The sequence below is a fragment of the Phytohabitans rumicis genome (assembly GCF_011764445.1).
GTDB lineage: Bacteria > Actinomycetota > Actinomycetes > Mycobacteriales > Micromonosporaceae > Phytohabitans > Phytohabitans rumicis.
Map to the genome: position 1 here is coordinate 240,362 of NZ_BLPG01000002.1, position 13,603 is coordinate 253,964.

General features: G+C 69.7%; 12 protein-coding genes. 7 read left to right on the forward strand and 5 right to left on the reverse strand.

Features of this window, described 5'->3' with window-relative positions:
* Positions 1-152 precede the first annotated feature (152 nt).
* Together Prum_RS44755 and Prum_RS44760 are read left to right on the forward strand one after the other, a co-directional pair.
* Positions 153-3,605, forward strand: coding sequence for a PQQ-dependent sugar dehydrogenase (locus Prum_RS44755; RefSeq protein WP_173085240.1), 3,453 nt, complete (start codon positions 153-155; stop codon positions 3,603-3,605).
* 30 nt (positions 3,606-3,635) lie between these two features.
* Positions 3,636-4,118, forward strand: coding sequence for a hypothetical protein (locus tag Prum_RS44760; protein WP_173085242.1), 483 nt, complete (start codon positions 3,636-3,638; stop codon positions 4,116-4,118).
* 40 nt (positions 4,119-4,158) lie between these two features.
* On the opposite strand, the gene Prum_RS44765 is transcribed toward Prum_RS44760, so the two are convergent.
* Genes Prum_RS44765 through Prum_RS44780 form a run of 4 tightly spaced genes read right to left on the reverse strand, consistent with a single transcriptional unit; the run spans position 4,159 to position 6,961 of the window.
* Complete coding sequence (locus Prum_RS44765; RefSeq protein WP_173085245.1) at positions 4,159-4,302, reverse strand: hypothetical protein; 144 nt, start codon at positions 4,300-4,302, stop codon at positions 4,159-4,161.
* 12 nt (positions 4,303-4,314) lie between these two features.
* The gene (locus Prum_RS44770) at positions 4,315-5,055 is read right to left on the reverse strand and encodes an SMI1/KNR4 family protein (RefSeq protein ID WP_173085247.1); all 741 of its coding nucleotides are present in this window, start codon (positions 5,053-5,055) and stop codon (positions 4,315-4,317) included.
* A gap of 22 nt (positions 5,056-5,077) precedes the next feature.
* On the reverse strand, positions 5,078-5,986 hold the full coding sequence (locus tag Prum_RS44775) for an oxidoreductase (protein WP_173085249.1): 909 nt from the start codon (positions 5,984-5,986) through the stop codon (positions 5,078-5,080).
* Between the two features lie 12 nt (positions 5,987-5,998).
* Positions 5,999-6,961, reverse strand: coding sequence for a hypothetical protein (locus Prum_RS44780; RefSeq protein WP_173085251.1), 963 nt, complete (start codon positions 6,959-6,961; stop codon positions 5,999-6,001).
* A gap of 72 nt (positions 6,962-7,033) precedes the next feature.
* Here Prum_RS44780 and Prum_RS50345 point away from each other — a divergent pair, with 72 nt between their 5' ends.
* Complete coding sequence (locus Prum_RS50345; RefSeq protein WP_218577873.1) at positions 7,034-7,333, forward strand: hypothetical protein; 300 nt, start codon at positions 7,034-7,036, stop codon at positions 7,331-7,333.
* Positions 7,334-7,512: 179 nt separating this feature from the next.
* Here Prum_RS50345 and Prum_RS44790 read toward each other — a convergent pair whose 3' ends face one another.
* Entirely contained in the window at positions 7,513-8,133 is a 621-nt protein-coding gene (locus Prum_RS44790; RefSeq protein ID WP_218577874.1) for an acyl-CoA-like ligand-binding transcription factor, read from the reverse strand.
* Positions 8,134-8,213: 80 nt separating this feature from the next.
* Here Prum_RS44790 and Prum_RS44795 point away from each other — a divergent pair, with 80 nt between their 5' ends.
* The 4 genes from Prum_RS44795 to Prum_RS44805 all read left to right on the forward strand — a co-directional run bounded on the left by Prum_RS44795 (position 8,214) and on the right by Prum_RS44805 (position 13,575).
* On the forward strand, positions 8,214-9,149 hold the full coding sequence (locus Prum_RS44795; protein WP_173085253.1) for an oxidoreductase: 936 nt from the start codon (positions 8,214-8,216) through the stop codon (positions 9,147-9,149).
* Positions 9,150-9,167: 18 nt separating this feature from the next.
* Positions 9,168-9,293, forward strand: coding sequence for a hypothetical protein (locus Prum_RS54255; RefSeq protein ID WP_281369162.1), 126 nt, complete (start codon positions 9,168-9,170; stop codon positions 9,291-9,293).
* Complete coding sequence (locus Prum_RS44800; protein ID WP_173085255.1) at positions 9,290-10,495, forward strand: eCIS core domain-containing protein; 1,206 nt, start codon at positions 9,290-9,292, stop codon at positions 10,493-10,495. Before Prum_RS54255 ends, Prum_RS44800 begins: the two co-directional genes overlap by 4 nt.
* A 221-nt stretch (positions 10,496-10,716) precedes the next feature.
* Positions 10,717-13,575 (forward strand): alpha-L-rhamnosidase-related protein, encoded by a 2,859-nt coding sequence (locus Prum_RS44805; protein WP_218577875.1) that lies wholly within the window; start codon positions 10,717-10,719, stop codon positions 13,573-13,575.
* The last annotated feature ends 28 nt before the right edge of the window (positions 13,576-13,603 follow it).

A 13,603-nucleotide genomic window follows, 5' to 3' on the forward strand; every position in this document is an offset into this window, starting at 1 on the left:
GGGCAGCTGGAGCCGCCAATCGACGTGCACCGTCCGGACCGACGGTCAGGTTTGACCGATCGGCGGGCGGTCGAGTCGGCCAGCTGACACCGAAGGGATTTCACATCCCGCTACGATGCGCCGATCTTGGGGTTCCGCGAGTGGGGAGGGGAATGCCCGTGATTCGGCGTGCGCTCGGTGGGTTCGTCGCGTTGGCGACCGTGTTCGCGGCTTCATCGTTCGTCGGTCCGCGGCCCGCGTCCGCGGTCGCGCTGCCGAGCGGTTTCCAGGAGCAGATCGTCTTCAGCGGCCTCAGCTCGCCGGTCGACCTGGAGTTCGCGCCGGACGGGCGCGTCTTCGTCGCCGAGAAGGGCGGCCGGATCAAGGTCTTCGACGACCTCGCCGACACGACCCCGACGGTGTTCGCCGACCTGTCGGGCAACGTGCACAACCAGTGGGACCGGGGCCTGCTCGGGATGGCGCTGGCGCCCAACTTCCCGGCCAGCCCGTACGTCTACGTGCTGTACACCTACGACGCGCCGCCCGGCCAGACCGCCCCGGTCTGGAACGACGTGTGCGCCAACGCGAACGACGGGCGCTGCGTGGTCACCGGCCAGCTCTCCCGCCTCCAGGCCAACGGCAACACGATGACCGGCAGCGAGCAGGTGCTGCTGCACGACTGGTGCCAGCAGTTCCCGAGCCACTCCATCGGTGACATCGCCTTCGGCGCCGACGGGATGCTCTACGTCGCCGCCGGTGACGGCGCGAGCTTCAGCGCGGTCGACTACGGCCAGCTGCCCTCCGGGGCGCCGACCAACCCGTGCGCCGACCCGGCCAACGAGGGCGGGGCGCTGCGATCGCAGGACATCCGCACCGCGGGCGACGAGACCCAGCTGGACGGCACGCTGCTGCGGCTCGACCCCGCCACCGGCGCGGCCGCGGCCGGCAACCCGAACATCGGCTCGGCCGACCCGGACACCCGCCGGATCGTCGCCAACGGCCTGCGCAACCCCTTCCGGATCACCATGCGGCCGGGCACCAACGAGGCATGGATCTCCGACACCGGGTGGAACACCTGGGAAGAGGTCAACCGGGTGGTCAACCCCACCGCGGGCGTGACCAACTTCGGCTGGCCGTGCTGGGAGGGCAGCGCCCGGCAGTCCGGATACGACAGCGCCGACCTGCCGATCTGCGAGACCCTCTACGCCGCGCCGGCGGGCACGCACACCCTGCCGTTCGTCGCCTGGAACCACGCCAGCAGGCTCGTCGCGGGCGAGGCATGCCCGACCGGTAGCTCGTCGTCGACCGGCGTGGCGTTCTACCCGACAGCCGGCGGTCCCTACCCGGTCGCGTACCGCGGCGCGGTCTTCTTCGCCGACTACTCGCGCCGGTGTATCTGGGCGTCGCTGCCGTCCACGCCGGGCGGCCTGCCCGACCCGGCCAACCTGCAGACGTTCGTGTCCGACGCCGCCAGCCCGGTCGACCTGGAGGTGGGCCCCGGCGGCGAGCTCTACTACGTCGACCTGGGCGGCACCGTTCGCCGGGTGCGCTACTTCCCGGGCAACCAGCCGCCGAACGCGGTCCTCGAGGCGTCGTCGACGCAGGGCCCGGCGCCGCTGACCGTGACGTTCAACGGCACCGGCTCCACCGACCCCGATCCGGCCGACGAGGGTCGCCTGCGGTACGCCTGGGACTTCACCAACGACGGGGTGACCGACTCCACCTCGCCGACGGCGACGTTCACCTACAACACGGCGGGCTCGTACACCGCGCGGCTGACGGTGACCGACACGTTGAACGCGACCGGTACCAGCACGATCACCATCACGCCCGGCAACGAGGCGCCGACGGCCGTGATCGACACGCCGGCCGCGAGCACGACCTGGCAGGTCGGCGACACGATCGCCTTCTCCGGCCACGCCACCGATCCGCAGCAGGGCACCCTTCCCGCGTCCCGCCTCGACTGGGACCTGGTCATGCACCACTGCTCCGCGCCGGACAACTGCCACGAGCACGACATCCGCAGCTGGACCGGCGTGGCGTCCGGGTCGTTCGAGGCGCCCGACCACGAGTACCCGTCCTATCTGGAGCTCAAGCTCGTGGCCACCGACCAGGACGGCCTGACGCACGCCGCAACGCGCCGGCTCGACCCGAAGACGGTCAACCTGACCTTCGCCACCGTGCCGTCCGGACTCCAGCTCACCGTCGGCTCATCGTCGGGCACCACGCCGTTCTCCCGTACGGTGATCCAGGGCTCGACCAACTCGGTGTCCGCGCCGTCGCCGCAGGGCTCCTCGACGTTCGCGTCGTGGTCCGACGGCGGGGCGCAGACCCACGTCATCACCGCGCCCACGGCGGCGACGACGTACACCGCGACCTACGCGGCCGCCCCGCAGCCGATCGGCTACCCCCAGGTCGGCGCGTCGCTGGACACCGGCGACATGAACCACATGAACGGCTCGCGGTTCGTCACCGGGCCTGACCCGACGACGGTCATGTCCATGTCGGTGTACATGAAGGCCGTGCAGCCGGCGCCGAACAACCAGTACCAACTCGCCATCTACGCCGACTCGAACGGCTCGCCCGGTGCGCGGGTGGCCACCAGCACGTCGGGCACGCTGGCAGCCAACTCGTGGAACACCCGGCCGATCACCGCCGCGCTGGCCGCCAACACACCGTACTGGCTCATGTACAACACCAACGGCGACAACAACATGAGCTTCGACGCCGGAACGACCAACCAGGGCGCGTGGAGCGCGTCCACGCCGTTCGGCACCTGGCCGGCGACGTTCGGCACGTCCAGCCGGTGGAACGCGAAGTTCTCCATCTACGCGACCACCGGCGCGGACACCGCCGCCCCGACGGTGACCTCCACGACCCCGGCCGGCGGCGCCACCGGGGTGGCACTGAACGCGCCGATCACCGTGCGGTTCAGCGAGGGCATGGCGGCGGGCACCATCACGCCGGCGAACCTGGAACTACGCGGTCCGGGCGGCACGCTGGTCAACCGGACCGTCACCTATGACGTGGCCAACCAGGCGGCGACGATCACGCCGTCCGCGGCGCTGGCCGCCTCGACCCCGTACACGGTGACCGTCCGGACGGGCGTGACCGACGCCGCGGGCAACGCGCTCGCGGCCAACCACCAGTTCTCGTTCACCACGACCGACCCGAGCGCCCCGCGATTCGGGTACGACCAGGTGGGCGGCTCGCTGGACTCCGGCGACATGAACTACATGAACGGCTCGCGGTTCGTCAACGGCTCCACCGCGCTCACCGTGAGCCAGATCTCCGTCTACCTCAAAACGGTGCAGGCCGCGCCGGCCAACCAGTACCAGGTGGCGATCTACACCGACGTGAACGGCTCGCCGGGCACGCTGGTGGCGTCGAGCACGTCCGGCACACTGGCAGCCAACTCCTGGAACAGCCGGCCGGTCACCGCGACACTGGCGCCGAACACGCCGTACTGGCTCATGTACAACACCAACGGTGACAACAACATGAGCTACGACGCCGGCAGCGCCAACCAGGGCGCCTGGAGCCAGCCACGCCCGTTCGGCTCCTGGCCATCCTCGTTCGGTACGTCCACCCGCTGGACCGGGAAGTACTCGATCTACGCCTCGTAGCGGCGGGAGGAACACCATTATTGTTCTGGCATGGTGATCAAATCGTCAGTTGCCGTCGCTGCCGCCTTCGTCGCGGACGGGCCTGCCGATGGCGTCGACCTCAGCCTGTTCGGACAGTTCGCCGGGTCATGGGTGCTGGACTGTACTGAGTACGACCTCGACGGGTCCTCGACTGTTCGCCGCGGCGAGTGGCACTTCGGTTATGCGTTGGGCGGGCGGGCAACCACCGACGTCTGGATCCTGCCAGGCGTCGAACACGGCGTCAGCGTGCGATTTCCCGATCCTGCGGCCGGTGCGGGGGTCTGGCGCTCGACGTGGGTGGGACCGGGACGGCGCCGGACGCACACCTTCCTGGCATCTCTGATCGAAGAGCAGATCGTGCTCGACGGCGGCGATCTGCGCTGGACCTTCTCCGACATCGAGGCCGACGAATTCCGCTGGCGGAACGAGGCGCAGCAGCCCGATGGCACGTGGCGGCTTCAGCAGACGTTCCGGGTTTGGCGGCTGGCCTGACGGACTCCGGCGGGTTGGACATCGACGCGGCGGTCTACGCCTACTTCGCGGGCGTGCTCGCCGAACGGGACGGACCGCTGTGGGAACGCCTGGCCACGTTGTCGGACCCGGTCAGCCGGAAGGCCCGGCTACAGCTGTGGGCGACCGACCGCAGCAGCGCCCGGACCTCACGAACGGCAAGCATCTCGCGATACGGTCATACGCCGGGGTACAAATCTGGGACCTGTCCACAATCCGGTCCGGTCGGTGAGTAGCGGGGGTTGTCGCCGTACTCGAGGAACGAATAGTGGGCGTTCGGTGTCGGCTCGCCGCCAGCTGCCCGAGCCGACTCGGCGTCCAGCCAGCGCCGGTAGAACGTCCCGAAATCAACCTCCAGGCAGTACAGTCCGGTGCCGCCCGCGACGCTGTCGACCCACACGGTGCCCCGCCGGGGGCCGCGTACGACGAGGAAAAGCCAGTCGCCGCAGCCGTAATCGACGATCGGCAGCCGGCCGTCGACCCACGGATCATCCAGGTACGTCTCGGTCAGCCGACCGTAGTGCGCGGCGTACTCCGGGTCGGAGTCGATCCGAGCGACATGCTGATCCCACGCGTCCGGTTGCCCGGCGATCTCGCCGAAGTCCACGTCGGTCCGTAGCGGGCAGTCCCGTCCCAGGCGATCGAGGGTGCCGAACCGTTCCTGGAGACGATCCAGTGCCTCACCCAGCGGGACGACGCCGTAGTACGGACCGGCACCGCCATCGCCGATCACCGTCACGAAATGGCGGTACGCGGCCGGCAGCGGCCCACCGATCGCCCGTTCCGCCCGAGCCAGCGTCGCCTCGTCCACGGCTGGCCGAAGCTGGTAGCCATGCTCGTCCACACCGTGCCGAGGCCGAACGTTCTGCTCGGCGAGCCGAGCCAGGTGCCGCCGAACGACGATCGGATCCAACTCCACGAGCGGATCCTACGACCGTGAGTTACTTCCACGCGCACGGTGGCAGGGTCGGCCCGTATGCGACGCCGGTCAGCCGTTCCGACTCGTCCCACAACTCTCGAGCCAGGGCCCGGTCGTGCGCCTTGGCGCTGGCCTGGACCGGTTTCGGAGCGCCTCTCAACTCGCCGATCCCGTCCGGACCATAGTACTGGCCGCCCGTGGCCGTAGGGTCCGTCGCGGCGCGCAGAGTCGCCAGCGCACCCCGCTCAGGGGACTGTGTAACCAGACGCCCCAAGGTGTGCACGAGCAACGCCGGATTCGCGCCGCGGAACAGCCCGGTCCAGACGCCACCCGGGTGCGCGGCCAACGACGCGGTCGCCGCGCCGGCTCGCGCCAACCCGCGGTGCAACTCGAACGCAAACAGCAGGTTCGCCAGCTTGGATCGCGCGTACGCCGCGGCGTGCCGGTAGGTCCGCGCCATTGGCAAGTCGGCCATGTCTATGTCGCCACGGCGGTGGCTCACGCTGCTCACCGTGACAATCCGCGAACCCGGGGTGGCAAGCATGGCGCCAAGCACCAAACCGGTGAACGCGAAGTGCCCGAGATGATTCACGCCGAGCTGCAACTCGAATCCATCGCGTGTCACGGCCCGGGTGGCCGACCACGCACCCGCATTGTTGATCAGCAGGTCGATCCTCGGATACTCACCGGTCAGCGCGGTGGCGGCCGACCGGACCGAGTCCAGCGCAGCGAGATCCAACCGGACCACCACGGTCGAACCGCCGATGCGGGCCGCCGCGTCGGCACCCCGGACCGGGTCCCGCACGGCCAACACGACATGGCACCCGCGCTCGGCCAACGCCTTGGCGGTGGCGAACCCGATACCGGCGCTGGCCCCGGTCACCACGGCAACCCGACCGGCCTGACTCGGCATGTCGTCAACGCTCCACATACCGCCCTCCCCTCAGTGACGGCCTGTACGAGGGTGCGGGGGTGCCGCCTCCCACCAGTCGAGCACCCGAAGCGCGCGCAGGGTGTTCCAGCGGCTCAGCTGCCCCACGCCGCCTTCGAGGGCGAAGTGGACGCGGCCGGGATGGATGCGGTCGAGTAACCAACGGCCGTCGAGCTGCCGCTTCGAGCGCACAACCTCGACGGCCTTCGCCATTCGAGGTTCCCGATCGGCGCCCGACCGCCGGAAGTAGTCCAGCGCGCGCAGCACGTCGTAGCGCCAGTAGTACGGGAAGGCGAAGTCGAGATACGCCGAAACGACGACCTCGCCGGTGCTCTTGCGGCGGAACAGGCCGCGTTCGAGCAGATACTCCTCCCCGCTGCGTCGCGCTTCGCGCACCGCGGCGGACCCGCCGGTCACACGCTCGAATTCCAGCAGCCCGTCGAGCACGTTGATCGTCGTGTCAAACGAGGAGCGCACGGATCCGTACTCGACCTCGCAGTTCCATCCGCCGTCGGCGAGCCGCTCGTCGAGGATCCGCTGCACAATCGGCGCGACATCCACCCCGAAGTAGGCGCCAGTCTCGATCGTCCTGCCGTTGATGCAGGGCTCGACCTCGCCGTCGAAGTACCGCTGCCCGGCGTTCTCCCAACACCCGTGCTCGGCGACGAGCGCAATCGCGCGGCGCGCCGTCTCGGACGCCGGGTCGAGCCCGAAGATCTGCAAGGTCTGCAGGGTGTGCATCGTTGTCGTCCAGGGCTGCCCCGGCTCGCCGCCGGTGTACGACGGCGGGAACAAGGCGCCGCCGTCCCATAACCCGTCGGCACCTTCGAGCGCCAGGAGACGGGCGCCCCAGCCCTCGCGCTCCACGCGCGCTCGTTCGGCGGCGACCTGCTCGGGCGGGGCGTCCGTGAGATCGCGCAGCACCTGCCAGCGGATGGCCGGGTCGGAGTCGAGCAGCCAATCGATCACGCCCACCGCGACAGCCTAGCCTTGGCCTGGCGGCGCGGGTCTGAACGGGAGCACGTCGCTACCCGGAAGGAACCTCACATGACCGCTCTGGTCATCCGCCCCCTCATCGCGGGCGAGGAAGCCGCCTTCGGTGACACCTACACCGCCATGGCGGCCGCCGGCGAGTACCGCCCGGAGTGGACCTGGGTGGCCCTGCGCGACGGTGTCGTCGTGGCCCGCGCCGCCTGGTGGGCCGGGCCGAAGGACGACAAGCCGCTGGCCCTGGACAGTCCCCCGCGTCCGGCTGCCCGGTCTACACCAAAAGGTCGACCGGAGAGGCCATCGCCAAGGGCATCATCAGCGGCGGCAGCGCGATCACCAGCGGTGACTGCTGGCTGAACTTCACCGACACGTACCTGGCGGAGAAGGCACTGCCGGGGATCATCAAGCACACCTGACCGAATGGAGACTCAGGATCAGGATCGAGTTCTGGGCTACCGCGACGGACATCGCGGTAGCTCACCATCTTTTGATTTTCCTCACCATCACCACGAGACGTCTCTGGACGAGCGGTGTGATCACCTGCCGGCGTTGAGTGCGTCGGCGACGATCGCGAACGCCTCGTCGGTCACCGCGTCCAGATCCGTTGCCCCGTCGCTGGCCGCCCAGCGGCGCAGGGCGCTGTCGAACGCGGTAAGGGCGACCCCGGCGGCCAGCTCCGGACGCAGGTCGCGGGCGGGATCGAGGCCGAGCCGCCGGCCCAGCTCGGCGGCGAGGTCGTGGCGCCACTGGGCCTGCCGTTCGAGATAGCGGCCGAGCAGGGACGGCGTGTCCAGCACGACCTTGGTGAGGCGCAGCGACTTTTCCGGGTGCTCGCGGCAGTGGGCGATGAACACCGACACCGTCGCGCGCAGGGCGGCAGCGGGGGGCTCGTCGGCTGGCCGGGCGGCGAGTGCGGCGCAGAGCTGGGCGCCGGTCTCGGCGAGGGAATGGACGACCACGTCCTCTTTCGACCCGAAGTATCGGAAAAAGGTCCGCTGCGAAACCCCGGCCGAGGCCACCATCTGGTCGATCGTGGTGTCCTCGAACCCCTGGTAGGCCAGCAGCCTCAACGCGGCCTCGGCCAGCTCGTCGCGGACCAGCTGGCGCTTGCGCTCGGCCAGGCTGCTCGTACGGGCGGGCGGGTTCGCATCGGTCACCCCGTGATGCTACCCCCTGTCGTCGACGACACAAAAAGCCGCCCTTGACGGTAACTGTCACCGAGGGCATGCTCGGCCATATGAGCGAGAACAGGTGGACCGCCGACCGGATCCCCGACCAGACCGGCCGGACCGTCATCGTGACCGGGGCCAACAGCGGCCTCGGTCTGGCCACGACGAGGCAGCTCGCCAAGCGTGGCGCGCACGTCATCATGGCCGTGCGCAACGAGACCAAAGGCCGGCAGGCCCTGGCCAGCCTCGCCGACACCCAGCCCGGCGCCAGCCTCGAGCTGCGCCACCTCGACCTGGCCGACCTCGACTCGGTGCGAGCGTTCGCCGAGCGCCTGCACGCCGACGGCGCGCGGGTCGACGTCCTGGTCAACAACGCCGGCGTCATGATGCCGCCGCGATCGCTGAGCCCGCAGGGCCAGGAGAGCCAGTTCGCCAGCAACCACCTCGGCCACTTCGCCCTCACCGGCCTGCTGCTGGACCTGCTCGAGGCCGGCACCGACCCGCGCGTGGTCACGGTCAGCTCGTCGCTGCACCGGCGCGGCACCATCCACTTCGACGACCTGACCGGCGCGAGGAAGTACTCGCCGTCCGCGTACTACGCGCAGTCCAAGTTCGCCAACGTCCTGTTTGGACTGGAGCTGCACCGCAGGCTCAGCGCGAAGGGCAGCCCGGTGCGCAGCCTCCTGGCCCATCCCGGCTACGCCGCCACCAACTTGCAGACCACCGGACCAACCGGGCTGGCCAAGACACTGGGCGGCATCGGCAACCGCCTCCTTGCCCAGGACGCCGAGATGGGCGCGCTGCCACAGCTCTACGCGGCCACCGCCGCATCCGCCCAGAGCGGCCAGTTCATCGGGCCAGGCGGCATGGCCGAGATGCGCGGCTACCCGAAGGTCGTGCGGCCCGTCCCGTCCGCCGAGGACCCGGCCACCGCGGCCCGGCTGTGGACACTGTCGCAGGAGCTCACCGGCGTGAGCTACCTGGAGCGCGTCCCGGGCAGGTGAGCTGTTAGCGTCGATGGCGTGTTCCGGTCGGCTGCGCGGCAGTCCACGGGCGGCACGCTGCCGCGGGGCCTGCGTGCGGCCCGACAGGTGGCGGCGCAGCCGGACGCCGGGCAGCCCCTGGCCGGGGCAGACCGGCGGCGATGAGCGCTCGCTTCGGGTTCGACTTCAGCCAGGTGCGGATCCATCCAGACAGCGCGGCGGCCCGGGCCGCGGGCGCGCGGGCGTTCACCAGTGGCCGGCACGTCTGGTTCGCGCCGGGGCGCGGACCGGCCGACCGACGGTTGCTCGCGCACGAGCTCACCCACGTGGTGCAGCAGGCCGGCGGGGCGCCCGCCGTCCAGTTCGACTTCGAGGACGACGTGCTGCGGGAGTTGGTCCGGCTGCCCGCGATCGAGGAGGAGGGCATCTCCGAGCCGGAGCGGGTGCGCCGCACCCAGGTCCTCGCGGCCCGGCGGGATCGGCTCCTCACCCTCTTCGCGGCCCAGCCCGCTGGCCGGGCCGACGAGATTTTCGACCGCCTGCGTACCCGGCGGGGCGGCGACGTGTTGTCCGAACGCTTCTACGACATCTTGTCCACGCCCACCCGCAAGCTGTTGCTGGAGGTCCTCGGGTTCAAGGAGCGCACGCGCCTCGTCCCGAACCCTGCTGACTTCTGCCGGCCGTTCAGCCAACGCGAGATCGCGCAGTTCGTTGACTTCGAGATGGCGAACGACATGGAACGCTTCGTCAACGACCTCCTGCGCGACGTGCACGGCGACGAGGTGGCCGACCTCTACATGACCTTCCTGGAGGGCACCGCCCCGAACACCACGCCGAGGGTCTTCGACAATCTCGCCAGCCCGCTGGTCCAGGCGTTCGTCGCGCACGAGGCGACGGCCCGGCGGCAGCGGGAGCTGGCCGCGGTCATCGAGCGGAACCTTCCGGGCAACTGCGGTCATCTTCCCGCTGACACGTGGGTCGACGCCCGCCTCTCGGCGATCGTCGCGCCGGCGGACCTGTCCGCCCCGTTCTCCTTCGGCGGGGTGACCACGATCCCCGGCATCGTCGCCGGTGGGGTCAGCCCGGCGCCGGGCCGGCCGGAGTCCCGCACGTTGTCGGTCAAGCGGATGGAGCTGCGCCGCGGCACCGGACTGCGCATGCGGGTGCAGTTCCGGTTCGTGGTGAAGGATTCGATCGACTTCTGCCCGGGCAACATGGGCGGGATGCTGGCCAGCACGATCACCGTCCCGCTAAGTCGCCTGGAGGCCAGCGGCATGGCGTTCGCGGTGCCGTTCGAAGTGCGCTACGACGGGCCGGTTCTGGAGGTCGACCTCGGCCCTGCCGCGCAGTACGCGTGCGCCCAGTGAGGTCAGCGGCGGTCGGGCATGGTGCGGGGCTCTGCGCTGGCGACGGCGGCGAACCGGCGGCCCGTAGAAGAGATTGAAACGTCTCATTGACACGGCGACGAAGCAGTAGCACCATCGGACCCAACTCTTAATGAAGTTAACTGATTCGTGAGCCCGGCCCGCGGCGACCTCACCCGCGACCGATGCACGTCGATCACCCCTGCCCTACCTTGGAGGCGACATTGCGAACGCCAATCCAACCGCCCCTGCGTCGCCTGAGCGCGCTGCTCGTCGTCGTGCTGGCCGGCGCCGGGGCGATTCCGCCGTTGACCCGCACGGGGGCGGCGGAGGCCGCCGCAGCCGCCACACTCGCCGCAACGAACTACTCCCCGACATCCCGTACGGTGCTGCCGGTGGCGGTCTTCCGGACCACCGGCTCGGTGGCCAACCCGCAGGGCGTGCTCACCAACGAGGCGACCCGGCTGTCGGGCGTCAATGCCGCGATCACGCTGGACTTCGGGAAAGAGACCGGCGGCCTGGTAACGCTCTCGTTCGGTGCCACCTCCGGTGGCCAGCAACTCGGACTGTCCTTCACCGAATCTTCGCTGTACGTCGGAACGGCCAGCGACATCAGCGCCAACTGGGGTCAGCCGGAGGGAGCCCTGACCGCGTCGGCGACGTCCGGCGGCTCGTACACCATGCCTCGCGAACGGCTACGCGGCGGCTTCCGCTACCTGACGATCTTCCTGCGTACCACCGGATGGGTCGACCTCACCGGCGTCTCGCTGGCATTTACCGCGGCACCCGGAAAGGCGAACCCGGCCGACTACGCCAACTACTTCACCTCGAACGACGAACTGCTCAACCGCATCTGGTACGCCGGCGCCTACACCGTGCAGTTGAACACGATCGCCTCGAGCGAGGGCCGGGTGTGGCCGCCGCCGTCAGAACTGTGGAACAACAGCGCCACCGTGGGCGTCGGCGAGAGCGTCCTCGTCGACGGGGCGAAGCGCGACCGCACCGTGTGGCCAGCCGACCTGGGCATCGCGACGCCGAGCGCCTACGCGTCGACCGGCGAGCTGGTTTCCACCCGCAACGCGCTGACCACCATGTTCCAGGCGCAGTCGAGTGCCGGCGAGATCCCCTGGTCCGGGCCGCCGTTCAACCTGACCGGCTCTGACACGTACCACCTCTGGACGCTGCTGATGTCGTCCACCTACTACAGCTACACCGGCGACGGCGCTTGGCTGAGCTCCATCTGGCCACGGTTCACCCTGGCCATGAACTTCATCACCACAAAGATCAACGGCAACAACCTGCTGAACGTGACGCGCACCCAGGACTGGGCACGCAGCGGCCAGGGCGGCGAGAACATCTCGGCCAACGCCTTGATGTACGGCACTCTGGTCGGTGCCAGCCGGCTCGCCGCGGTGCGCGGCGACACCAACCTGGCCGCCACCTGGTCGCAGCGGGCCGCCGCGGTGAAGGCCGCGGTGAACGCCCGGCTCTGGGTTCCGGGCCAGGGCATGTACCGCGACAACCCCGGTAGTGACGTCTACCCGCAGGACGGCAACTCCCTCGCCGTCACCCTCGGCCTGACCGACTCCGACGCCAAGTCCACCAGCATCGTGCGGAAGATGGCCGCCCGCTGGGGTTACCTCGGCGCCACCACTCCGGAGTGGAGCGTCAACGGTTTCCATCCGTTCACCAGCGCGCTCGAGGTCAACGCCCACTTCACCGCCGGTCAGGACAACGCCGGCCTCGCCGAGATCCGCAAGCTCTGGGGATACATGCTCGACAGCCCGATCGGAACGGCGAGCACCTTCTGGGAGGGCCTCAACTCGGACGGCGGCTTCGGCTACAGCGGCGAGTTCACCAGCCTGGCGCACGGTTGGTCCGCTGGCCCCACATCGGCCTTGACCTTCCACGTCCTGGGCACCGCACCGGAACCGGTCGTCGGGCAGTACCGCTTCGTGCCGCACCCGGGTGATCTCACCAGCGTCGCCGGCCGGATCACCATGCCGCAAGGCCGGGTCGAGGCTTCGTGGTCGCGTGATCCCACCGCTGGCACGTACAACGCACAACTGACGGCGCCGCCCGGCACCACCGGAAGGGTCGGCATTCCCAAGCTGGGTGGCAACCCGACGGTCACGGTGGCAGGCGCGACGGTCTGGAGCAACGGAACCTTCACCGCCCGCCCTGGTATCACCGGCGGCAGCCAGGATGCGAACTACGTCTATCTCACCGGGGTCGCTCCGGGCAGCCACAGCATCGCCGCCACGGGCCTCGGCAACCCACCCCCGCCCCCGGCGATGGACGCCGGCCTGCCCGCCGGTTTCACCCGCTGCGCCGGCGAGGGCGGCCAATGCGCGTTGACCGGCAACCGGGTCGTCGCCTACGGCGCCGGCACCTACATATACAAGATCGTCAACTCGGGTACGGCCTGCACGACCGCATCATTCGGCGGGAACGACCCGGCGGCCAACCTGGTCAAGTCCTGCTACGTCGCGCCGGAAGGCGGACCGGTCGGCTGGACCCGATGTGCCGAGGAGAACCAGACCTGCGGCAACCTGTCGAACGGCCGGAACGTCGCCTACGGAACCAACGGCGCCTACTACACGATGGTCGCCAAGACGAGCATCGCCTGTTCGAACGCGGCCTTCGGCGACCCGTTCGACAAGCTCGGCAAGGCGTGCTACACCGCGCCGGCCGGGGCGCCCGCGGGCGGATGGACCCAGTGCGCGACCGAGGGTGGAGCCTGCTCCGCCGCCAGCGGCCAACCCGTGGCGTACGGCGCGTACGGCTCCTTCATCTACAAGACCGTCACGGGCACCGTGAACTGCAACAATGCGAGCTTCGGTGAGCCAGTCTCGGGTGAGGTCAAAGCCTGCTACACCAAGACGGGCGGGCCCAACGGCTTCGCCGCCGGATGCGCCACCGAGGCCGGCACCTGCACCTTTACCGGCATGCAGACCGTCGCCTACGGCGCCCGCGGTGCCTACCTCTTCAAGACCTTCACCGGCGGCGCACCGTGCACCACCGCGGCGTTCGGGTCGGATCCGCTCTACGGCGTGCAGAAGTCCTGCTACCTCACCTCCTGACGCATCGACGGTCTTGACAGACCACCAT

What these genes read in the sequence shown, in the direction of transcription:
- Prum_RS50345 (WP_218577873.1), top strand. Translation starts at nt 7,034, where the DNA reads ATGACCGCTCTGGTCATCCGCCCCCTCATCGCGGGCGAGGAAGCCGCC.
- Prum_RS44760 (WP_173085242.1), top strand. Translation starts at nt 3,636, where the DNA reads ATGGTGATCAAATCGTCAGTTGCCGTCGCTGCCGCCTTCGTCGCGGAC.
- Prum_RS44765 (WP_173085245.1), bottom strand. Translation starts at nt 4,302, where the DNA reads ATGCTTGCCGTTCGTGAGGTCCGGGCGCTGCTGCGGTCGGTCGCCCAC.
- Prum_RS44795 (WP_173085253.1), top strand. Translation starts at nt 8,214, where the DNA reads ATGAGCGAGAACAGGTGGACCGCCGACCGGATCCCCGACCAGACCGGC.
- Prum_RS44755 (WP_173085240.1), top strand. Translation starts at nt 153, where the DNA reads ATGCCCGTGATTCGGCGTGCGCTCGGTGGGTTCGTCGCGTTGGCGACC.
- Prum_RS44800 (WP_173085255.1), top strand. Translation starts at nt 9,290, where the DNA reads ATGAGCGCTCGCTTCGGGTTCGACTTCAGCCAGGTGCGGATCCATCCA.
- Prum_RS44775 (WP_173085249.1), bottom strand. Translation starts at nt 5,986, where the DNA reads ATGTGGAGCGTTGACGACATGCCGAGTCAGGCCGGTCGGGTTGCCGTG.